The following is a 21,620-nucleotide window of genomic DNA, read 5'->3' as shown; positions in this document are numbered from 1 at the left end:
CCCTTTAAGAACGGGCGCGAGCAGCTCCTGATTCAATAGCAGGCCATAGCACACACACGGCCAGGCCCGGCTCCGCATTGCGCACCTGCAGTTCGGCGCCATGCGCCTCGGCCACCAGCCGGCACAAGTACATGCCCAGTCCCACACCGCCCGTTGCGCGCTGGCGTGCGCCGTCGGTGCGGTAAAAGGGCTCGGTCAAATGTGCCAGTTGCGCGGCGTCCACGCCCGGGCCGAAGTCGCGTACTTCCAGCATCACGCCGCCGCCCGCCGGCTGCAGCGACACCTGCGGCGGCCTCCCGGCGCCGCTGCTGTAGCGCAGCGCGTTGTCCATCAGGTTGCGCACCAGCAGGCGCACGCGCATGCGGTCCAGCGCCAGCGGCGCAAGGCCGGCCGCCAGGTCCAGCACCATCTCTGATGCCCCCGGCACCTCGGTGGCTGTTTCGCGCACCAGCGCCGCCAGGTCCACCGGTTCGCGCTGCAGCGCGGCGTGCGGGCTGGCCAGGCGCTCGCTTTCGAGCAGGTCGCTGATCAGGTCGCGCATCTCGCCCAGGTCGCGCAGCAGCGCCTCGCGTTCGCGCTCGCCGGCACCGGTGCCCTCGGGCGTGGTGGGCAACAGCTCGGCATTGAGCCGCGCACGTGTGAGCGGGGAACGGAGCTCATGGCTCAGCGCCAGCAGCAAGGCGCGTTTGGCGTTCAGCATGCCTTCAATATCGTGCGCCATGGTGTTGATGCGCCCGGCCAGGTCGCCGAGTTCGTCGCGGCGGCGCAGGGGAATTGGCGTTGCGAACTCGCCGCGGCCAAAGCGCTCGGCGCCTGCGCGGATGTCGTCCAGCGGGCGCAGCAGGCGCCGCACATAGGCATAGGCGCCCACGAGCAAGCCCAACAGCAGCGCAAGCGTGATCCAGCCAAACACCCCATGTGGCGCCGTCTGCCAGGGCGCGGTGCCCGGGCCAAAAATCACGCGGTGGCCGTCGGCCGTGGTCCGGCTCAGCCAGTCTTTGGCGCGGGCGTCAAACACCTTGCGGTCGGGCCTGTCGGGATGCGACTGCCAGTTGACCTGCGGCCCTTCGATGCGGATGGAAATCGGCAGCCGCGCAGCCAGCGCCTGGGCGCGGCCCACATCGGGTGGTGAACCCAGGTCGGCCACCAGCCGGTCCATGTAGTCGCTGATCAGCGGCTTGGCTGCGTCGCGCCAACCCGTTGAAAACGCCCGCTGCATGCCGCTCATGAACACCGCGCCCATGGCCAGCGCCAGCAGCAGGAACACGGTAATCAGCCGCAGCCGCAGCGAATGCTTCCAGCGGTGGCGCCAGCGCTCGGGGCGTGAGCGCTCGCGGGCCCGGCAGTCCCGGCGCGTTTTCCAGCGCCTCATGGCACACCCACTTTGCCGGCGGCAAGGGCATAGCCCGCGTTGCGCAAGGTCTTGATGCAGTCCAGCGGCTCCAGTTTTTTGCGCAGCCGGCTCACCACAATGTCGACGGCGCGCGTGTACAGCTCGGCCTCGTGGCCGCGCAGGCGATTGAGGATGTCGTCGCGGTTGAACACCTTGCCGGGCTCGGCCGCCAGCAGGGCCAGCAATTCAAACTCGGTGCCGGTCAGCTCGACCTTTTCGCCCAGGCGCAGCACCTCGCGCGTTTCAACGTCGATCACCAGCCCCTGGAACACATGGCGCTGGGTGGCCGCAGCCGGTGCGCTGCGCTGGCGCCGCAAGATGGTCTGCAGGCGCGCCACCAGTTCGCGCGGCTCAAAAGGCTTGGGCAGGTAGTCATCGGCGCCTAGCTCCAGCCCGACCACGCGGTCCATCACGTCGCCGCGGGCCGTCAGCATCACGATGGGAATGTCGCTTTCCTTGCGGATCTCGCGGCACAGCGCAAAGCCGTCCATCTCGGGCAGCATGACGTCCAGGATGGCTGCGTCATACGCGCCGGCGCGCAGCATGGCCAGGCCTTCGCCGGGGCGCAGCGCGCTTTCGAGCACAAAGTCAAAGCGGGCAAAGTAAGCGGCCAGCGGCGCAGCCAGGTGCTCGTCGTCGTCGATCAGCAGGATATGGGGCATAGGATTGGCTACATTCGCTTCGGGAAACTCGCATCGACCTGGAGTTGCTCCTGAAAAAACATCAATGCATCGCGGTTCACATTGTCATGCACAGCAGCCCGATTGACGCCTTGTGGATCCGTACACAGAGCGGGTGCGACGCCGCGCATCTCCGGCGTGCACGGCGCGAGAAACACGAAGTGGTCGGCAGCGGGGATCTCGGTGTATCGGGCCAATGAGGGGAGCAGTTCCTTCACTTTGATCGCGTTCTCCCTGGCCGGGAGCACGGAATCGGCGCCGGCCGCGTACAAATGCACCGGCCTCGAGACCTGCGACAGGCTTTCGCGGTCAAAGAAGGCTCCCGGCGGGCTCATGGCGAACGCGGCGCGGATGCGGTCGTCAGTCTTCGCGATCAACGGGGGCGACGACAGGGAAACCTTTCCGCCACCGGCACATAGAACACTTGTCGGCAAGGCTTTGCAATAGGCACTGAGCAGCTCGAACTTCGGTTTGGCGCCCATCAGCAAGAGGGCCGAATAGCCGCCTGCCGAAAAACCCGCAACGCCCACCCACCGGGAATCGATCAGGCCCGCAGAGGCCGGAGCCTGCAACAGGAAATCCAGCAGTGCGGACAGTTGCAGCGCTCTTCCAATCAGCACCCGATCGGTGCCGACCCCGCTGCTGTCGCGAAAATTGTCGCCCGGATGCTCGATTGCGGCCACCACGTAGCCATGACGCGCGAGGAATGTCGCTGTATCGTGGTGACTGAACCGGCCGGCGCCATTGCCATGCGAGAGCAGCACCAGAGGATGGCGCACACCCATCGGCGCCGCATCCTTCACGGCAGACACAACGACAGCCCCCATCCTGGTTGTTTCAGACGTGGGCGCCGCCGGATAGAACACCGCCGCCTGCATCGGTTGCTGCGTGACAGGATCGGAAAGCTGAATCAGACGAAAGCCGGCTCCGCCGGAAGGTTCAGTGGCGTCCACCACGCCGGCAATCGACGCCAAAGCAACGAACACGCTGCAAGTTAGCGATTTCAACATCGGGTTCCTTTGAAGCGGAAAAAAGCGCTGTTCACCACGGATCGGCCCGTCCGATGCGCCCGAGGTGCGTCTGGCCAAAACCCGCCGCGTACTTGAGCCCGTAGCCCAGCGCACGGTCAAAGCCGATGTGCGCGCACCAGACCAGGCCGCCGGCCACCAGCATGGGGGTCGCGCCCAGGAAGCCCGCCGCCAGCAGGCCGACGGCGCCCAGGTAGGAATGCATGGCGTTATAGGCAGCAGCCCCCACACGCGGCCCGGCCAGGTAGGCCAGAAAAGAGAGGTCGGGCACCAGAAATAGCGCCGCAAACCAGCCCCACCCCGCGCCGAACTGGGCGTAGGCCGCCGCAGCGGCGGCCACCACCACCAGCCCTTCGGCACGCAGCAGCAGGCGTACGCCGCCGTTGGCGCTGCCCGGGGCAGCCACCTTGGCGATGCGGCGCACAGCGGTTGCCGCCGTTCGGCCTGCCGGGAAGAAAAGTGCCTCAGCCACGGTAACCCCAGCGGCGGCCGCGCTCCATGAAGTCGCGCACTTTTTGCTGTTGCTCAGGTTTGAGGTTGTCAAAGAAGTCCGCCGCTGCGGCGATCACTTCCGGGCTGCCGGACTGAATCGCGGCGGTTTTTTCCTCGATCAGCTTTTTGGCGCCGGCCTGGTCCAGCTTGTTGCCGGCAAAGAGGCCGCGAACGGCTTCCCGTGGCTCACTGCTGCCGCGCAGGGCCGCGCGCTGTGCCTGCAGCTTGTCGGCCAGCACGGCGAGTTTTTGCTTTTGCGCAGCGTCCAGGTCCAGGCGCGAGCCGATTTTTTCGACCATGCGGGCGCGCGCCTCAGGGGAGCCGGCGTCGCCGTGCCAGCCGTGGCCGCCGTGCGAGCACGCACCCAGGCTGCCGACGATGAGCGCCCCGCCGAAAAGGCCGAGCAGGATTTTTTTAACGCGATGTTTCATGAGGAGCCTCAAAGAAGAAGTGAAGGTTCCTCATGGTGCCCGCGGGGGGCCCTGGGCGGTTTGCAGCGCGGTTGCGGCGTGTTTCGCTTTGTTTCAGCCGCCCTGAATGGGCAGATGGGCAAGATTTAGCAACGTTTTCGGGCTCCAGCCCAATCAGGATGTGCGCGAGCAGCTATGTTTTTAATAGCAATAGCAGCCTGACGGCCATCAACCTTGCAGCATCGTCGCCGGCTCTTCGCAGGCCAGCACCTGTTCGGCCCAGGGCTGCAGCTTGGCGGCATCGGCGCGCAGGATTTGCTGCTTCACCGCCAGGATCTGCGACGGGTGCATGGAAAAGCTGCGCAGGCCCATGCCCAGCAACAGCCGCGTCATGGTGACGTCGCCGGCCATCTCGCCGCAAACGCTGACACCCTTGCCCTGCGCGTTGCATTCGTTGATGGTGTCGGCGATCAGGCGCAGCACGGCCGGGTGGCAGGGGTTGTACAGGTGAGACACCGCCTCGTCGGCGCGGTCGATGGCCAGCGTGTACTGGATCAGGTCGTTGGTACCGATGGACAGGAAGTCGAAGTACTTCAGGAAGAGCTTGAGCGTCAGCGCCGCGGCCGGGATTTCGATCATCGCGCCCAGCCGCACCGGCCCGTACGGAACGCCCTTGTTGTCGAGCAACGCGCGCGCCCGGTCGATCAGCGCCATGGTCTGGCGGATTTCACTGCCATGCGCCAGCATGGGCACCAGCAGGTTGACCTTGCCATGGGCGGCCGCACGCAGGATGGCGCGCAGCTGCGTCAAAAACATCGGCGGATCAGCCAGGCTCCAGCGAATCGCGCGCAGGCCCAGCGCCGGGTTGAGGTGGGTGTCCTGCGCCTTGTGGCGATCCAGTTGCTTGTCGGAGCCGATGTCCACGGTGCGGATGGTGACGGGCAGGCCGTGCATGCCTTCAATCGCCTTGCGGTAGGCCTGGTATTGCTCTTCCTCGTCAGGCAGCTTGCCGCTGCGGCCCATAAAAAGGAATTCACTGCGAAACAGCCCGACGCCGACGGCGCCGGCAGCCACCGCGCCCACCGTGTCTTCGGGCATTTCAATATTGGCCAGCAGATCGACTTTCTGCCCGTCGATGGTCAGCGCCGCCGTGTGCTTGAGCCGGTTCAGGCGCTGGCGTTCCAGCTCGCCCTGGCGCTGCTTGAAGCCGTATTCGGCCAGGATGATGGGCGACGGGTCGACGATCAACACCCCGGCCTCGCCGTCGATGATGACCCAGTCGTCCTGCTTGATCAGCTGGCTGGCGCTGCGCGCCCCGACCACCGCCGGGATGTCCATGCTGCGCGCCACGATGGCGGTGTGCGAGGTCTTGCCGCCCACATCGGTGGCAAAGCCGGCAAAGAGGCTCTGCTTGAACTGCAGCATGTCGGCCGGGGAAATGTCATGCGCGATCAGCACCAGCGGCACGTCGGTGGTGTCGTCCAGCAACAGGTCTTGCTGCGACTGCTTGCGGCTGGCGCCGGCCTGGGCCGCGGGCTGTACCGGCGAGGCCACGCCCTTCATGTGGCGCAGGATGCGCTCGACCACCTGTTCCAGGTCGGCCTTGCGCTCGCGCAGGTACTCGTCCTCCATGTCGTCGAACTGGCGCGCAATGATTTCGTACTGCGTGGTCAACGCCCACTCGGCGTTGTAATGGCGGTCGACGATCCAGTGCTTCACGCCGCTGATCAGCTGCTCGTCCTGCAGCAGCATCAGGTGCACGTCGAGCAGCGCGGCCAGCTCGTGCGGCGCGTCTTTGGGCAGGTCTTGCTGCAGGCGCGTGATTTCTTCCATCACCGCATTGCGCGACACCCTGACCCGCGTGATCTCGTCTGCCGTCTTGGCGTCGTCCACGAAATAGTGCGCCACGTCGGCGCGGCTGGAGGCCACCAGCACGGCGCGGCCGATCGCGATCCCGCGAGAAACGGCGAGACCGTGGACGGAAAAAGTCATGCAGCGCTCCCATGGTGTTGCGCAGTGCTTGCATCCAGGACGCATTCGAAGCCCGAGAGTTTCACACCCGGCTTCGCGACCAGCCACGCATCAAGCGCGCGCCGGGCGTGCCCGGCTTCCAGCGCCGCGATGCCTAGCCGCCATGAGCCGTCATCGCGGGCCGGCTCATCATGATTGTGACCACCCTCTGCAAATGGCCGGCCTTCAGAGCAGGCCTTGCACAGGGTGTGGAGCGTCTCCGTCCAGTTTTCCATGACGACACTGTCCGATTTAAAGCGCGCGTACAAGTCATCCAGATCAGCGCTTGTTGCATCTTCAACAACAACTTCGAATGTCGAATAGACAGAGGCCTTGAGCACCTGCAGTTCGTCAAAGACAGCCTTCTCCAGGTCGCCGATTTTTCGGTAACCGTTGGGTGCGCCGTCATGCAGCAGCAAATCGCCGTACCGCCGTCCCGAGGCCGCCAGGGGTACGCTTTCAATCACGGCCCGGGCCGGATCGATACGCCGGGTCCAGATCACTTCGGGCTCACCGTCGACGGCCACCCGAACAGGTGTCGCGCCTATGGGGTAATCGACCGGCCCATCGCCCTCGCCGATGTCGATGCCGTATTGCTTCCAGGCGCTGCGTGCACGGGCCCACTCGCCCAGGGCGGTAGCGGCAATGCCGGCATTCCAGATGGCCCCCTGGCTGGACGGGTCCAGGCGGATGGCCTCCAGGTTCGCTTCCAGGGATTCACGCCATTCGCACCGGTACTTGTGCAGCAGGCCGATGTTGTACCAGGGCGTGGCCCAGTCGGGCCTGAAGCTCAGGGCCTCGCGGTAGCAGGCCAGGGCACGGTCATCCTCGCCTTCGTCGTGAAGCTGGATTCCCCGTTCATTGGCGCGAAACGCCTGGCCCGCCTTTGAAATCCGCTTGGGCATCGGTCATTCCCCTTCGCCGAACTTGTCGGCGATCAAAGCGAGGATGGCCTCCATCGCGGCCTGCTCGTCGTTGCCGTTGGTCTCGACCTCCACGGTGCTGCCCATGCCGGCGGCCAGCATCATCACGCCCATGATGCTTTTGGCGTTGACGCGGCGCTCGCCCTTGCTCATCCAGACCTCGCAGCCAAAGCTGCCGGCGAGTTTGGTGAGCTTGGCGGAGGCGCGGGCATGCAGGCCCAGCTTATTGTTGATGCTCGTGCTGGTCTTTATCATGATTTCGGCGTACCTGATTTTGCGGTGCGGTGATGGCCACCTGCATCACGCCCTGCGTGGCGCCGATCAGCGCGCGCGCTACCAGCGCATCGAGCGACTCGTGACGGTAAGACACGGTGCGCAGCAGCATGGGCAGGTTGATGCCGGTGATGAGTTTGGAATGAACGCCGTCCACCAGCTTTTGCGCCACATTGCAGGGCGTGGCGCCGAACACGTCAACCAGCACCAAGGCATGCGAGGTGCCGAGCTGCGTCAGCATGATGCGCGCCTGGGCCAGGGTTTCTTCGGGCGGCATGTTGGGCTGCACGTCCAGCGCGGAAATACCCGCTGCGTTGTCCGGAAACACATGCAACACGCATTGGCGCAGGGCAGAGGCCAAAGGAGCGTGAGCGATGATGAAAATGCCGTTCATTGCGGTGAATTATCAGCTTTCACACTGAGGAAATACCCATATGAGGCGATACAACAACACAAAAACACGGACATCGCCGCCTGAAAGCTCGCCACCCGTGCCAGGCCCATGGCGGCAAACACGTCGATCAGCAAGCCGATTCCCCACTGCACGGTGAACACGCCGGCAAAAATCATGAGGTTGTAGGCCGAGAGCGCCCGGCCGGCGAGCGAGGCCTTGAACGCCATGCCCACCGCGGGCTGCGCCAGGCCCATGACGCTGCAACCCATGCAAAACAGCGCCCAGCCCAGCCATCCGGTGGAGGTGCCGGCCGCGATATTGACCGCCAGCACCGTGAGGCTGAAGGGCACACCCCAGGTGATCAAGCGGGTAGCGCCCCAGCCGTGCCGCGACAGCCAGGGGTTCACCATGCCCCAGCTCCAGAAGGTCACCAGCATGCAGGCGTTGATATAGAAGAGGCCGGTCGCCGCCTCCAGCGGCGTATAGCCCGCGACCCTGATCATCCAGGGGCCGGCCCACAGGGTCTGCACCGCCACCAGCCCGCCGTAATTGAAGAATGCCAGCGGCGTCATCTTGCGGAAGTAGCGGCTGCGCCAGATCGGCGCGTAGCCGACTTCGGCCGGCACCGCCGGTGCGGCGGCTTCTGGGCCTTCATGCTTTCTGTTGAGCTGCCATGTAGGTACAACCCAGGCGAGCGCGGCCATCGACAGCAAGATCATCGCGGCCAGTATCCAGAAGAGGGGCCGCCAGCCCGTCAAGGGCATCAGCCACTGCACCGGCAGGGTAGACGCCAGCATGCCGAGCGAACCAGTCATCAGCATCCACGAATTGGCGCGCAGCACCGTGGCCGGCTCATACCAGCGGCGGTAACCCGTGAGCGGTGCCATCAGGCAGGCGCTGACGCCCATGCCCACCAGCACACGCGACGCCAGCAACCAGGCAAAGCTGGTGCTCAACGAAAAGGCCAGGCAGCCCAGCACCGACAGCGCCAGAAAGCACAGGATCACGCGCTTGGGGCCGTGGCGGTCCAGCCAGGTGCCCAGCGGCAGCTGCGTGGCGGCAAAGCCCAGGAAATAGCCGCCCGCCAGCAGGCCGAGGTCGCGCGCATGCAGCGAAAACTCCTGCGTGAGCACAGGCGCCAGCGTGGCGGTGATGGCCCGTACCAGCGCCGAGCAGAAATACGCGGCGGCAAACGCCAGGAAAACAATAGCGCCGGTTTTTGCATCCAGCCGGCCCGGGTGCGAACTGGCAGCCGGCGCAGCGGTATTCGGGGAGGTCGGCAAGGAAGCTTCTGCGCTGGTCATGAAAGGCAAGCCACTTTATTCAAACTTGAGGCTGGAGAAAAATGTCTCGGCCACCTCGGGCGCGATGCGCGGGGCATACAGCACCACCTGGAACACCTGCGGGCCTTGCACAAAGTAGGCGGCCTGCCCGCTTACCGGTTTGCCGTCGGGGCCCTGCCCCTCGGCCTTGACCAGCGAGGCCGGTGGCAAGGCGGCGGCGCCGGGCAACTTGAGTGGCGACACCTGCGGCGCAGGCCCGGCCTTCATGTTGGCCAGCGTGAGGCTTTGCCACTGTGCGAGCACGGGCGCCGCTTTTGACGCGTCACCGAGGTCGGCCACCGCCACAGCAAAAGTGGCGCCGCCGGCATCACAACCCAGCATGCGCAAGGTAGTTGCCGGGCCACCCAGTGGAACCACCTTTTCGGCTTTGTCGGGCTTGCAGGGCAAAAGCAGCGCCAGGCGCGTGCCCTCAGGCCGCACTTCGCGCCAGTTCAGCGTGGGGCTACAGGCCACGAGCAAGATCATCACTGACAGGGCAAAGGCGGCGACCGGCCGCGGCGAGAGGTGCGCTGCGCCTCCAGAAATCGTAAGCATGCCTTGGACTTTACAGGGAATCAAAAAAAGCAGCCCGTTTTGGGGCGAAGCTGGGGCAGGCCGCTCCGTCCAGCCCGCTTCAGTACCAATTTTGGGTTGATACAGTCCCGGCCACGCACCAAGCTGGGCACGATGTTTGCTCATGCCCGCATGTGCAGTATGGAAAGAACTCAGGCTTTGCCATGCCATGATGCGGTCCAACAATCACTACCGTTCAATGATGATGGATTTCAAAACACGATTACTGGCTGCGCTGCTGCTATGTGCTGCAAGCCCTGTCTGGGCTTTGGAGCTGCAGAATCAAAACTTTAGCGACGACGAAATTTTCTCGGCTGTCGTTAACCGGTTTAAAAAACCGCTTCAACACCGGTTCAACCCTGCCTCTACGGACGAGCGAAAACCTTTTCTGGTGCTGGGCCCGGCGCTGAAATTCGGCAAAAAAATGCAGTCCCAGTCATTTACCCACCTGACGCAGCAAGAGCTGGTGGAGCAGCAACAGGCGGTTTTTATATTGGTAGAGAAAGCGCGCCCGAATCCCGAGCGGACCGAACTCTATGTTGATTACGACATACCGAGCAATGCGTCTTTTGGCGTGCTGAAGGTTTATCCCAAAGATGGTGTGCTGGTCGTTGAAAGCCTTGACAGCTTTCGATCATCTTCGGGCGCCAGAGCCACTTACGGCAAGCTCTACAAGGGTGTGGCTTGCCAGGACAACACCGAAATGGCGTATCGCTGGAACTACTACGAGCGCAACGCCTCAGGCGGGCGTTGCCCTGACAAGATGTTTACCGAATTTACGGATTACGGCGGTTAACCGAACTACGCCATGCCCGCACCCGCCCACCTTCCCGGCGCCAACCAGCCTGTCTGGCGCGACAAGCTGTCGCAGCTGCTCGAGTCCACCGGTGAAGGCATTTTCGGCATCGACATGGACGGCCGCTGCACATTCATCAACCGTGCCGGCGCCGAGCAGCTGGGCTACGCCCCCGCCGACGTGCTGGGCCACAACATGCACGAGCTGGCGCACCACTCCCACGCGGGCGGCGCGCACTACCCCGAGCACCTTTGCCCCATCTTCAACGCCTTTCGCAAGGCGCTGCCTTGCCGCATCGACACGGAGCTGTTCTGGCGCAAGGACGGCAGCGCGTTTGCCGTTGAATACTCATCGCACCCCATCGTCGAAGGCGGCGTGGTGCAGGGCGCGGTGGTCACCTTCGTCGACATCTCGGCGCGCCGCCAGGCTGAAGACGCACTGCGCCAGGCGCATGCGGTGCTGGAGCAGCGCGTCAGCGAACGCACCCAGGCCTTGTCTGAAGCGCTGCAGCACCTGCGCGAGCTCACCGCCTACACCCACACTGTGCGCGAGGAAGAACGCACGCGCATCGCGCGCGAGGTACATGACGAGCTGGGCAGCCTGCTGGTGGCGCTGAAGATGGACGTGGGCTGGCTCGACAAACGCCTGGGCGAACAGCAGCAGCGCGAACCCGGCGACGCGCAGGCCATGCGCGACACCATGCGCAGCAAATGCCAGAACATGGGGCGGCTGATTGAAAGCGCGGTCGACAACGTGGGCCGCATCATCACCGACCTGCGCCCCAGCATCCTGGACCACCAGGGCCTGTGGGCGGCGCTGGACTGGCAGGCGCATGAGTTCGTGCAGTCGGCCGAACTGGCGCTGGACTGGCAAATGGACGTGGCCAATGCGGCACCGCTGCCCGAGCCTTCAGCGATTGCCATCTTTCGCATCTTCCAGGAAATGCTCAGCAACGTAGGCCGGCATGCGGCCGCCAGCCGCGTGGCCATCACCATACGCGCCACGGCCAGTGACATCAGCATCGCCGTGCAGGACAACGGCCGCGGCGCCGAAGCCGCCGCCTTTGAAGCGGCCAATGCTTACGGCGTGATGGGCATGCGGGAGCGCGCGCGCCACCTGGGCGGCAGCCTGGAGATCACCAGCCAGGTCGGCCACGGCTCCCTCTTTAACCTTCGGATCCAGTTATGAACACCCTCAAAATCCTGATCGGCGACGACCACCGCATCGTGCGTGAAGGCCTGAAGCAGGTGCTGGCCGACGCGCCCGAAATTGAAGTGGTGGCCGAAGCGGAGACCGGCCCCGACATCCTGCAGCGCGTCGACGCGTTGGGTGGAGACAAAGGCTTGAGCGCCGTGCTGCTGGACATTGCCCTGCCCGAGCGCGATGGCCTGGATGTGCTGCAGGCCCTGAAAAAAAGCTGGCCGCGCCTGCCGGTGCTGATGCTCAGCACCTACCCCGAAAAGCAATACGCGGTGCGCTGCATCAAGCTGGGTGCGGCCGGTTACCTCAACAAAAGCGCGAATCCCGACGACATGATTGCCGCGGTGCGCAAGGTGGCGGCTGGTGGCATGTACGTTTCAGCCGCCACGGCCGAAGCGCTGGCCAGCGCAGTCGGTGGCAACGGCGGGCGCAGCGGCGCTGAAGCCCTGTCGCACCGCGAACACCAGGTCTTCCGCCTGCTCACGGCCGGCAAGTCCGTGGGCGAGATCGGCACGCAACTGGGCCTGGCGTCCAACACCGTCAGCACCTACCGGCTGCGCATCCTGGAAAAAACCGGCGCCAAAAATGACGTGGAACTGGCGCTGTACGCCGAACGCCACGCAAAAACATCTGCCAGCTCCTGACGGCGCAATTGGCGCGGCCTTGTCCTACGGCCGCTTGGGTGCCCGCTGATTAAAAAGCACCCACCAGCGCTGCATGCTGGTTGCAGACGGCGCCGCCGGCTCAACCCAAGGAGTATTTCAATGACAACCGTCACCGACGTGATGACCCGCAATGTGCGAACCCTGGCCTCCACTGACACGGTGGCTTCGGCCGCGAAAGCGATGGACGAACTCGACGTGGGCGTGATTCCCGTGTGCGAGGGCGACAAACTGCTGGGCGTCGTGACCGACCGCGACATCGTCGTGCGCGCCGTGGCGCAGGGCCTGGACGGTGACACGCCGCTGAGCAAGGTGATGAGCACCGACGTGCGCACCGCCCGCGAAAGCGACGACCTGGACACGGTGCTCGCCGAGATGGCTACCAGCCAGATACGCCGCCTGCCGGTGCTTGATGCCTCGGATGGCCTGGTCGGCATCATTTCGATTGGCGACATCGCGGTCAAGGGGCAGGACGAAGAAGACGTTGGCCAGTCGCTGGGCGAAATCTCCTCACCGGCGTGATCGCCCCCACCGCAGGGTGCCGGGCGGTGCCCTGCGCGGATTTGGTGCGGTGACGGCACCGCCGCGCCGCTGTGCGCAGGCGCGAAGCTGCTGAAGGTTCAAAAAAACCATTAAACGCCTGCGCCGGCGCACGAAAAGGCAGCATGCCGACTCCGCTGCGCCGGTTTTTGTAGTGAGTGCCCTACACCCTGTCATGGCATCCACAGCGAAATGCGGCACCTGCCGCGCTTTCGCCCCAATTGGCCAAAATTGGCCCGCTGCTTGCAAGACAGCCGCATCTTCCAAAGAAAGGTGCGCGCCATGTCTGACCTCTTTTCTCCCTACGACGCCGACCAGCCCCTGATGCTCAAATGCAGCTGCGGCAGGGACCACAGCGCGGCCGATCACCAGGCCGCCAATGCGTCTGCCGCCAGCCCGCAAGCGCTCTCGCACAGCTTCATGGAAGCCAGCCTGGTGAAGGCGCTGTTCCCGGTTGACAGCGTGCGCCGCCACTTCCTGCGCGCGGTGGGCGCCAACACGGCGCGCGCTGCGATTGCCTCGGTGCTACCGCTCGGTGCGCTGGAGGCCATGGCGCAAGACCGCGTGCCCCTGGAAAAGAAGGATCTGAAGATCGGCTTCATCGCCATCACCTGCGCCAGCCCGCTGATCATGGCCGACCCGCTGGGCTTTTACAAAAAAGAAGGCCTGAACGTCCAGCTCAACAAAACCGCCGGCTGGGCGCTGATACGCGACAAGATGATCAACAAGGAGCATGACGCCTCCCACTTCCTGTCACCCATGCCGCTGGCAATGACCATGGGCCTCGGTTCCAACCAGGTCAACATGAATGTGGCCAGCATCCAGAACACCAATGGCCAGGCCATCACGCTGCATGTGAAGCACAAGAACAACCGCGACCCGAAGAACTGGAAGGGCTTCAAGTTCGCCATCCCCTTCGAGTACAGCATGCACAACTTCCTGTTGCGCTACTACCTCGCGGAGAACGGCCTGAACCCCGACACCGACGTACAGCTGCGGGTTGTGCCGCCGCCCGAGATGGTGGCCAACCTGCGCGCCGGCAACATCGACGGCTTCCTCGGCCCGGATCCTTTCAACCAGCGCGCGGTGTACGACGAGGTCGGTTTCATCCACATCCTCTCCAAGGAAATCTGGGACGGCCACCCCTGCTGCGCTTTTGGCGTCAGCGACGAGTTCATCAAGCAGAACCCCAACACCTTTGCCGCGCTGTACCGCGCCGTGCTGGGCGCATCCTTCATGGCCAGCCAGCCGAAAGACCGCGACCTGATCGCCAAGGTGATCGCGCCTACGCAATACCTCAACCAGCCCGAGGCCGTGCTGCAGCAGGTGCTCACAGGCAAGTTCGCCGACGGTCTGGGCAATATCCGCAACGTGCCGGACCGCGCCAACTTTGACCCTGTGCCGTGGCAGAGCATGGCGGTATGGATGCTCACGCAGATGAAGCGCTGGGGCTATGTGAAGGGTGAAGTCAATTACAAACAGATCGCTGAGAAAGTTTTCATGCTCACGGATGCCAAAAAGCAGATGGCACTGGCGGGATTCAAGCCGCCTGAAGGCGCTTACAAAAAATTCAAGGTGATGGGCAAGGAGTTTGACCCTGCCAAGCCGGATGAGTACGTAAAAAGCTTCAGCATCAACAAGCTATGAGCCCCCACGGTCACTCACTTCGTGTAGTTCCCTGCCCCCCGAGGGGGCCGCTGCGCCTGCGGCCCGGCAAAGCCGGTTCCGCGGCCCCTGCTTGGTTTTCCTTGGAGCTCCATGCTCACTCACTTCCTGCTGCGCCATGAAATCCTTAAATTTGAAGGCGGGCCTGGTCTCGCTGCTTATCTTTTTCGCCTTTCTGGGCATTTGGTACGTGGCCACGCTGCCCGCATCCGGTACGCCGGCAGCCAGCACGGCGGGCCTGAGCGCCGAGCAGATCGAGTACCAGAAGATGATGGGCAAAGACCCAGGCAGCACCAAGACCACCGGCTTCCCGACGCTGGGCCAGATGGGTACGGCCATCTGGAAGCAGGTGTCCAACCCGCTGTATGACAACGGCCCCAACGACAAGGGCATCCTGATCCAGCTCGGCCATTCGCTGGCGCGCGTGGGCCTGGGCTTTCTGTTGGCGTGTGCGGTGGCCGTGCCACTGGGTTTTGTGATCGGCATGTCGCCGCTGCTGCGCCGGGCGTTTGACCCTTTCATCCAGGTGCTTAAACCCATCTCGCCCCTCGCGTGGATGCCGCTGGCGCTCTACACCATCAAGGACTCATCGATCTCGGGCATCTTTGTGATCTTCATCTGCTCGGTATGGCCCATGCTGATCAACACCGCCTTCGGTGTGGCTTCAGTCAAACGTGAATGGCTCAACGTGGCCAGCACGCTCGAAGTGAGCCCCCTGCGCAAGGCCTTCCAGGTCATCCTGCCGGCGGCGGCGCCCACCATCCTGACCGGCATGCGCATCTCCATGGGCATCGCCTGGCTGGTGATCGTGGCGGCCGAAATGCTGGTGGGCGGCACCGGCATCGGCTACTTCGTCTGGAACGAGTGGAACAACCTCTCACTCACCAACGTGATCTTCGCCATCCTGGTCATCGGTATCGTCGGCATGCTGCTGGACCTGGCCTTCGCTCAACTACAGAAGGTCGTCACTTATGTGGAGTGAGCCTATTGCGCGCGCCCCTGTCGCCACGCCAATGAAAGAACACAACATGCAGCAGGGATTCCTCAAGATCGAAGGCCTGAGCAAAGCCTTTACGCCCGCCCGGCCGGTATTTGCCGATGTGTCTTTTAGCATCAGCAAGGGCGAGTTCGTCTGCATCATCGGCCACTCAGGCTGCGGCAAGACCACCATCCTCAATGTGCTGGCCGGACTCGACAGCGCCACCGCCGGCCACATCTTCATGGAAAACCGCGAGATCGGCGGCCCCAGCCTGGAGCGCGGCGTGGTGTTCCAGAGCCACGCCCTCATGCCCTGGCTCACCGTGCGCAAGAACATCGCGTTTGCGGTGGTGTCACGCTGGGCCGACTGGACATCGGCACAAGTCAATGCGCATGTGGAAAAGTTCGTCGCCATGGTAGGCCTCACACCCGCCATCGACAAAAAACCGTCGCAGCTCTCAGGCGGCATGAAGCAACGCGTAGGCATCGCCCGCGCCTTTGCCATCCAGCCCAAGATGCTGCTGCTCGACGAGCCCTTCGGCGCACTCGATGCCCTGACACGCGGCACCATCCAGGACGAACTCATGGCCATCGTGCGCGAGACACAGCAAACGGTTTTCATGATCACCCACGATGTAGACGAAGCCATCCTGCTGGCAGACCGCATCCTCTTGATGAGCAACGGCACCGACAACGACGGCGTCTACGCACCCGGCCGCATCGCCGAAGAAGTCATCAACCCATTGCCCCGGGAACGCACCCGCGCCGGCCTGCACCACCTGCCCGGTTACTACGACCTGCGCAACCACATCGTCGATTTCCTCGTCACCCGCGCCAAGGCGCATTGACCATTCCCGCTTTTCACTTCACCCATCTCACATACAGGAGCAAACCATGAACCGCAACGACATCACCGAAAAAATCATCACCGTCAAAGTCAGCAAAGGCATCACCTGGGAGTCCGTCGCGAAGAAGGTCGGCCTCAGCAAGGAATGGGTTACCGCCGGCTGCCTGGGCCAGATGACCTTTGACGCCAAACAGGCCAAAGTGATTGGCAAGATTTTTGGCCTGACAACCGAAGAACAAAAATGGCTACAAGTCGTGCCGTACAAAGGCTCACTAACAACACCCGTACCCACCGACCCGCTGATCTACCGCTGGTACGAAATCGTGAGCGTCTACGGCACCACGATCAAGGAACTGATCCACGAAGAATTCGGCGACGGCATCATGAGCGCGATTGACTTCAGCATGGACATCGTGAGGCAGCCGGATCCCAAAGGGGACCGGGTGAATGTGGTGTTATCGGGGAAGTTTTTGCCGTACAAGACGTATTGACGTTGCTGGTGAGGCCTAGGGGTCTCTTGCCGGGAACCGGGCAAAGCAAAACGCATACATGTTCCACTTTGCTTCCCAATATTGGAGTTGAGCCATGCGCTGCTAACGCCGCGGGGTGGCAGCTTTCAGTAGCGTTACGCGTAGAGGTATGTCATCGATCGTTTACAGCCAACACCCATTGGACGCCACTGAGGTCCCTAAAGATACTCATTGAAATCAGAGAGAAAAACAATCGATATCTTTCCGTATCTAGCTCTACATAGTTTTGAAGCTCGCGCCTGTATGCGCCTCCAAGGAAGGCGCTCTCCCCGGCAGCGACTCGGACACTTTTTGCAAATCGAACCATAAACTCTTCGTTTTTCGAGGCTTGCAGATCTTCGAGTTGTTCCAGATTCTTCAGCAAATCAAACGACTCAAGTCGTTCTGGCTCACTACACGCGATTGAATGAGTTCCGGCCTTGGTATATGTGTTTCTGTGATGTCCAGTCAGCTCTGAGGCTTTTCTGAAATTCGTGTTTTCAATAAGACATCCGTTAATCTTGGCATCAACCAGATCGTTGACGTCCACCAATGCCGGCGAAGCATAGAGAATGAGTGCTTGGGAACCGAACTTTGCATCGATGTGCTCAAGCAAGGCCTGCTGCTCTTTGTAAACGTCGTACCTGAAATATTTCTGATTCCAGTGACTCCATTCAGAACCAAGCTTAGTAGTAATTAGCTCCGGTCTCTTGTACTGAAATAGGAGGTTTGCCTTGATACGAGGGATGTTCCGAATCTCTTGCCCCAGGTGATGCTCCATTTCGTCGGCGATGTCGCGTAGGTCCACACCTCCAAACGGCGGACGAAAGAAGAACGGGTGCCCCAGGCGCCGCCAAAGCCATCGATTTCGAGAGAAACCTGAAGCGTCTGCACCCATTCCGCCCTCTTGAACCTGACCAAATGGGAAGTAAACCACCGCCCTCCGGTCAAGCTCGTTATTGAAGTAACTCTCGAAAGTCTTCTCTTCGTAGCGTGGTTGCATTCTTGGAGTCCAGAGCGTTATTAGAGCTTGGTGGGGTCGCCGAGCATCTTGTTAAGCCGTACCGCTTCTTTGACAAGACGGCCCGACAAGGTGACGTTGACCTCCTCACCCTCATGAAACTCTCTCGTCGCCATTTCGTACTTGCCGCCGGGTTTTAACAACGGGTCTATCTCGCGAAGGCGTTGACCCCGCCAGAAGCCGAACAGCACGCGGGTTTCTTCAGCGCGGATCAACAGCACCGGCCCGTTCGACAAATAGACCAGGTGGCCCCACTTGATGACTTCATCCAGCGCGACGCCGCCCAGGACGGCGGCCCGTAGTTGCTCGACGGTGGCACGCTGCCAGCCGGACAGGGCAGTCACATATGCATCAGGGCTAGCGGCTGGAAGAGTCTTCTTCATCATGGCAAGTCCTAGGCCGTGCTTGTAGATTGAACAAGTGATCCTCCCATTAAGTAACGCCAACATCTCTTAAGCGCTTTAAGAAGTGAGCGAACTCGCGTAGAAACCTCAGATCGTCGTCTTCTAAGCCATCAGGATCAAAGTGCATGACGTCATTCCTAATGTCTCTCACGCGATTGAGGTGCGCGACGAAAGTTACTCTGTCAATTTCGATTTTGAGTTTTTTCCAATTTTTATCGCTCTCAACAAGCCGGATATATTCGCCAAATGTCAGATCTGCTGGAGTATCAATTTGACGGCCATCGTCACCTGGTGCTTTAGCAGCTATAAGCTCAACCTGCGTAAATTTGCCATGCAGCAATCGTCGAACTCCGTTCTCGATCTCACCTACAAGCAAGAAGGGCTCGGCGAGCAGGCGAAACTGCTCATTCAAATCGCTCGCTGTAACGATTCCGCAGATAGTCTTATCGTGAGCTTGAACAAGAACGTAATCGTTCGCAGCCACGACATATATCGCAGAAAACAATGGCTCAGCCGCGCTAAGTATCCTAGGCTCTTCCATGCAATCCTTAGCAGTGGCGATGGGCTTCTTAAGCGCTAACCTCATCCCAATCGTCTTCCAACTGACCACGCCCTTGACATCTCGTGGTCCAGTCATCACAGGAAGCTGCGAGAAGTCATTAGTCATCATCAACGTCGTTATCTGCTGCACTGAGGAATCAGGCGTAACACTGATCGGAGCCCGGTTTGCTGACGCCAGACTGCGAATCCTGTAAGTAGGATCTGATGCGGAGTCGTCTGCTACTCCCTGTGGACCTTGAACCTCGAGAGGTGCCTTCACAAACGCCACCTGGCCGTCGATATAGGCCCATTCAAAGTCCGGCGATGTTGTCAGGCCATGCCGCCTAAGAGCGTTGCGAATAAGACGGACGACGCGATATCCGCGCCGCTCCGCACCAAACCAAAGTAAGAAAGCCCGCACCGACTCTTTGGGCGGCGCTACGCCTCTCTTTAGTTGGTCGACGATCGCTGTAAGTTTTTCTTCGGCTTGAGCCATTGGTAACTCCTAGGTCTACGGCTGCGATTCAAAACTCTTGAGCTAAATCTGGATTGTTTGCAATTACCTGGGACACCACGTATCTGCGGTACTCTTCTGGAATGTTGTGTTCCTTCATGCCCTCTAAGATGTGCTGGACGTATTTCCTTGAGGTTTTTATATCGGACTTACGGTCTTTGACAACGTAAGTCAACGCCTCGACCTTCGATCCATCAACTTTTTGCAGCTGGATTGCCTGACGAATGTAGTTGGTACCCTCGCCTTCTATTGCATCCATTGATCGCCTGTTGAGCGTCTTCGCAGACTCTCGGGAGATAAGAAAATCAGGAATCTCATAGAGCACGCCAAATATGCATTGGCCGCTCTCGCTTGAAGCAATGTCAGCGGCCGCGCAATTATTTGTTTTGCTGAATACAGTGAATGCAAACTCGAAAAGATCTACGGACTGAGCAATACAGATTACTTTCGCGTCACCAGCTAATCTATCCGGGCTATTAAGGCGAGCGCTACACATGTTCGAGCCATACTGAAAAACGAGTGCCATCGATTCACTCCAATACACATATGATTTTTAATGCCTAAATCGACCGAAATACAAACGTGGCGTTGCATATTTTCGGTACGCAGCCATCAGCCCCCGAGTGCACCTTTCATCAGCGCTGCGGCTGCATCTTTCGCCACGGACTTCACGAGTTCAAATGTCATGGACACACCTTGCTCCGTAAACAGCTTTTTCGTCTTTGCCCACACTGTGTCACTTCTAATCGAATCCAGAAACTCATGCCCTTCCCAGGTAAGCCTCTGACCAAAAAAGTCTTTCACTTCTGGGCCCATCGTTTTCACCATCTGGCCGTTAACAAGACCCGCTTCTATAAGAAGGCTCATGTGGTATGAGATTTCTGACGCACGTTCTTCCGGGAATTGGGAAAGCTGAACCATTTCCGTAGGGAGACTGCACTCCTCTACTTTGGATAGAAGCTCGCGAATAGTTTCCCAGTTTCTTTTCATGGCAACTCCTGAGTTGTGGCCGCGCGCGCTTCTTCTAGCGAGCCGTTGGCAGTTTGACTATGGCAGCTTAGCCTAGGCAAGCAGTTCGGCCCATCCTCCAATCGGAGGGCTTTACGGCATTGAAAAGCTGCTCATATCCCGGCGTCCTGCGATCAGCGTAGCCCCAAGCAAAGTGCAAAATGGCGACATGAACTCCCTATCCGGCATCCGCATCCTCGACCTCTCCCGCGTACTCGCGGGCCCCTGGTGTACGCAGACACTCGCCGACCTGGGGGCCGACGTCATCAAGATTGAACGCCCCGGCACGGGTGACGACACCCGCACCTGGGGGCCGCCGTTTTTGAAGGATGCGCAGGGTGCGGACACCGAGGCGGCTTATTACCTGGGGACCAACCGTAACAAGCGCTCCGTCACCTGCGACATCGCACAGCCTGCGGGCCAGGCGCTGGTGCGTGAGCTGGCTGCGCATTGCGATGTGTTTGTGGAGAACTTCAAGGTTGGGGACATGGCGCGTTATGGGCTGGACTATGCGTCGCTGAAGGCCATTAACCCGCGCCTCGTGTACTGCTCGGTCACGGGCTTTGGCCAGAACGGGCCTTATGCCGACCGCGCGGGGTATGACTATGCGATCCAGGGCATGGGCGGGTTGATGAGCGTGACCGGCGAGCGTGACGACCTGGGGGGCGGGCCGCAGAAGGTGGGAGTGGCGGTGGCGGATTTGATGACGGGCATGTATGCGACGGTGGCAATACTCGCCGCGCTGCGCCATGCCGAGAAAACCGGCGAGGGCCAGCAGGTGGACATGGCGCTGCTGGATACGCAGGTGGCCATGCTGGCCAACCTGGGCGCAAACTATCTGGTGAGCGGCAAGGCGCCGGGCCGGGCGGGCAATGCGCACCAGAACATCGTGCCTTACCAGGTGTTTGAAGTGGCCCCGGCCGCGGATGGCAGCAAAGATCACTTAATCCTCGCGGTGGGCAATGACTCGCAGTATGCGAAGTTCTGTGCGGTGGCCAACATTCCGGAGCTGGCGACCAACCAGCTTTTTGCGAAGAACCGCGACCGCGTGCAGAACCGCGGCCAGCTGGTGCCGATCCTGGAAGCCGTGATGAAGACGCGCAGCAAGGCCGACTGGCTGGGAGCGCTGGAGGCGGCAAAAGTGCCGTGCGGTGCGATCAACAGCCTGGCAGAGGTGTTTGCCGACCCGCAGATTGAGGCGCGCAAGATGGTGACGGAGTGGAAGCACCCGGTGAAGGATGATTTGAAACTGGTCTCCAGCCCCATCCGCATGAGCGCAACACCGGTGCGGACCGATTTACCGCCGCCGCTGCTGGGTCAGCACACGGATGAAGTGCTGCGCGAGCTGCTGAACTATTCCGAAACGAAACTGTCCGAGTTGAAGGACGGCAAGACGATTTGACCGGCGGGCAAGCCTGCCCGGCATTCACCCACACAG

25 protein-coding genes are annotated in these 21,620 nt (G+C 61.5%); 9 read left to right on the top strand and 16 right to left on the bottom strand.

The window, feature by feature from the left end; translation table 11 throughout:
* Nucleotides 1-4 precede the first annotated feature (4 nt).
* From AC1D13_RS10060 to AC1D13_RS10010, 11 genes are all read right to left on the bottom strand, one after another.
* Nucleotides 5-1,372: a sensor histidine kinase gene (locus AC1D13_RS10060; protein WP_477667622.1), complete on the bottom strand. Its 1,368-nt coding sequence runs from the start codon at nucleotides 1,370-1,372 to the stop codon at nucleotides 5-7.
* The gene (locus AC1D13_RS10055) at nucleotides 1,369-2,055 is read right to left on the bottom strand and encodes a response regulator transcription factor (RefSeq protein WP_457281597.1); all 687 of its coding nucleotides are present in this window, start codon (nucleotides 2,053-2,055) and stop codon (nucleotides 1,369-1,371) included. Before AC1D13_RS10055 ends, AC1D13_RS10060 begins: the two co-directional genes overlap by 4 nt.
* A gap of 8 nt (nucleotides 2,056-2,063) precedes the next feature.
* A complete protein-coding gene (locus AC1D13_RS10050) occupies nucleotides 2,064-3,083 on the bottom strand; it encodes an alpha/beta hydrolase family protein (protein WP_477689476.1) in 1,020 nt (339 codons plus the stop codon).
* Between the two features lie 31 nt (nucleotides 3,084-3,114).
* Nucleotides 3,115-3,573 (bottom strand): DUF4260 domain-containing protein, encoded by a 459-nt coding sequence (locus tag AC1D13_RS10045; RefSeq protein WP_477689475.1) that lies wholly within the window; start codon nucleotides 3,571-3,573, stop codon nucleotides 3,115-3,117.
* Entirely contained in the window at nucleotides 3,566-4,024 is a 459-nt protein-coding gene (locus AC1D13_RS10040; RefSeq protein WP_457281600.1) for a Spy/CpxP family protein refolding chaperone, read from the bottom strand. The genes AC1D13_RS10045 and AC1D13_RS10040 overlap by 8 nt, the downstream gene beginning before the upstream one ends.
* A 207-nt stretch (nucleotides 4,025-4,231) precedes the next feature.
* A complete protein-coding gene (ptsP, locus tag AC1D13_RS10035) occupies nucleotides 4,232-5,995 on the bottom strand; it encodes a phosphoenolpyruvate--protein phosphotransferase (RefSeq protein WP_457281601.1) in 1,764 nt (587 codons plus the stop codon).
* On the bottom strand, nucleotides 5,992-6,918 hold the full coding sequence (locus AC1D13_RS10030; RefSeq protein ID WP_477689474.1) for a tetratricopeptide repeat protein: 927 nt from the start codon (nucleotides 6,916-6,918) through the stop codon (nucleotides 5,992-5,994). Before AC1D13_RS10030 ends, ptsP begins: the two co-directional genes overlap by 4 nt.
* A 3-nt stretch (nucleotides 6,919-6,921) precedes the next feature.
* A complete protein-coding gene (locus tag AC1D13_RS10025; RefSeq protein WP_477689473.1) occupies nucleotides 6,922-7,191 on the bottom strand; it encodes an HPr family phosphocarrier protein in 270 nt (89 codons plus the stop codon).
* Nucleotides 7,160-7,603, bottom strand: a complete 444-nt coding sequence (locus AC1D13_RS10020; RefSeq protein ID WP_457281604.1) for a PTS sugar transporter subunit IIA — start codon at nucleotides 7,601-7,603, stop codon at nucleotides 7,160-7,162. Before AC1D13_RS10020 ends, AC1D13_RS10025 begins: the two co-directional genes overlap by 32 nt.
* Nucleotides 7,600-8,907, bottom strand: a complete 1,308-nt coding sequence (locus tag AC1D13_RS10015) for an MFS transporter (protein ID WP_477689472.1) — start codon at nucleotides 8,905-8,907, stop codon at nucleotides 7,600-7,602. Before AC1D13_RS10015 ends, AC1D13_RS10020 begins: the two co-directional genes overlap by 4 nt.
* A gap of 15 nt (nucleotides 8,908-8,922) precedes the next feature.
* Nucleotides 8,923-9,480: a hypothetical protein gene (locus tag AC1D13_RS10010; RefSeq protein ID WP_477667616.1), complete on the bottom strand. Its 558-nt coding sequence runs from the start codon at nucleotides 9,478-9,480 to the stop codon at nucleotides 8,923-8,925.
* A 217-nt stretch (nucleotides 9,481-9,697) separates the two neighbouring features.
* Here AC1D13_RS10010 and AC1D13_RS10005 point away from each other — a divergent pair, with 217 nt between their 5' ends.
* The 8 genes from AC1D13_RS10005 to cynS all read left to right on the top strand — a co-directional run bounded on the left by AC1D13_RS10005 (nucleotide 9,698) and on the right by cynS (nucleotide 16,677).
* Nucleotides 9,698-10,294: a hypothetical protein gene (locus AC1D13_RS10005; RefSeq protein WP_477689471.1), complete on the top strand. Its 597-nt coding sequence runs from the start codon at nucleotides 9,698-9,700 to the stop codon at nucleotides 10,292-10,294.
* A 12-nt stretch (nucleotides 10,295-10,306) separates the two neighbouring features.
* Nucleotides 10,307-11,482: a sensor histidine kinase gene (locus tag AC1D13_RS10000; RefSeq protein ID WP_477689470.1), complete on the top strand. Its 1,176-nt coding sequence runs from the start codon at nucleotides 10,307-10,309 to the stop codon at nucleotides 11,480-11,482.
* Nucleotides 11,479-12,138, top strand: a complete 660-nt coding sequence (locus tag AC1D13_RS09995; protein ID WP_477689469.1) for a response regulator transcription factor — start codon at nucleotides 11,479-11,481, stop codon at nucleotides 12,136-12,138. Before AC1D13_RS10000 ends, AC1D13_RS09995 begins: the two co-directional genes overlap by 4 nt.
* A 120-nt stretch (nucleotides 12,139-12,258) precedes the next feature.
* Nucleotides 12,259-12,678, top strand: a complete 420-nt coding sequence (locus AC1D13_RS09990) for a CBS domain-containing protein (RefSeq protein WP_457281610.1) — start codon at nucleotides 12,259-12,261, stop codon at nucleotides 12,676-12,678.
* Nucleotides 12,679-12,978: 300 nt separating this feature from the next.
* Nucleotides 12,979-14,343, top strand: coding sequence for a CmpA/NrtA family ABC transporter substrate-binding protein (locus AC1D13_RS09985; protein WP_477689468.1), 1,365 nt, complete (start codon nucleotides 12,979-12,981; stop codon nucleotides 14,341-14,343).
* Nucleotides 14,344-14,479: 136 nt separating this feature from the next.
* Nucleotides 14,480-15,343, top strand: a complete 864-nt coding sequence (gene ntrB, locus AC1D13_RS09980; RefSeq protein WP_477689467.1) for a nitrate ABC transporter permease — start codon at nucleotides 14,480-14,482, stop codon at nucleotides 15,341-15,343.
* Nucleotides 15,344-15,389: 46 nt separating this feature from the next.
* Complete coding sequence (locus AC1D13_RS09975; RefSeq protein WP_477689466.1) at nucleotides 15,390-16,187, top strand: ABC transporter ATP-binding protein; 798 nt, start codon at nucleotides 15,390-15,392, stop codon at nucleotides 16,185-16,187.
* A gap of 46 nt (nucleotides 16,188-16,233) precedes the next feature.
* Nucleotides 16,234-16,677 carry a cyanase gene (cynS, locus tag AC1D13_RS09970; protein ID WP_477689465.1) on the top strand — a complete coding sequence of 148 codons (444 nt, stop codon included), beginning with the start codon at nucleotides 16,234-16,236 and terminating at the stop codon, nucleotides 16,675-16,677.
* Nucleotides 16,678-16,828: 151 nt separating this feature from the next.
* Here cynS and AC1D13_RS09965 read toward each other — a convergent pair whose 3' ends face one another.
* From AC1D13_RS09965 to AC1D13_RS09945, 5 genes are all read right to left on the bottom strand, one after another.
* A complete protein-coding gene (locus AC1D13_RS09965) occupies nucleotides 16,829-17,698 on the bottom strand; it encodes a hypothetical protein (protein WP_477689464.1) in 870 nt (289 codons plus the stop codon).
* 20 nt (nucleotides 17,699-17,718) lie between these two features.
* Nucleotides 17,719-18,099: a DUF1801 domain-containing protein gene (locus tag AC1D13_RS09960; protein ID WP_477689463.1), complete on the bottom strand. Its 381-nt coding sequence runs from the start codon at nucleotides 18,097-18,099 to the stop codon at nucleotides 17,719-17,721.
* Nucleotides 18,100-18,148: 49 nt separating this feature from the next.
* Entirely contained in the window at nucleotides 18,149-19,156 is a 1,008-nt protein-coding gene (locus tag AC1D13_RS09955; RefSeq protein ID WP_477689462.1) for a CBS domain-containing protein, read from the bottom strand.
* 28 nt (nucleotides 19,157-19,184) lie between these two features.
* Entirely contained in the window at nucleotides 19,185-19,700 is a 516-nt protein-coding gene (locus AC1D13_RS09950; protein ID WP_477689461.1) for a gamma-glutamylcyclotransferase family protein, read from the bottom strand.
* 86 nt (nucleotides 19,701-19,786) lie between these two features.
* Complete coding sequence (locus tag AC1D13_RS09945; protein ID WP_477689460.1) at nucleotides 19,787-20,164, bottom strand: DUF2513 domain-containing protein; 378 nt, start codon at nucleotides 20,162-20,164, stop codon at nucleotides 19,787-19,789.
* A gap of 187 nt (nucleotides 20,165-20,351) precedes the next feature.
* On the opposite strand from AC1D13_RS09945, the gene AC1D13_RS09940 reads away from it, so the two are divergent.
* Complete coding sequence (locus AC1D13_RS09940; RefSeq protein ID WP_477689459.1) at nucleotides 20,352-21,584, top strand: CaiB/BaiF CoA transferase family protein; 1,233 nt, start codon at nucleotides 20,352-20,354, stop codon at nucleotides 21,582-21,584.
* The last annotated feature ends 36 nt before the right edge of the window (nucleotides 21,585-21,620 follow it).

This window comes from Polaromonas sp. P1_E12 (genome assembly GCF_056405975.1).
This window is presented reverse-complemented; position numbering and strand designations above follow the sequence as displayed.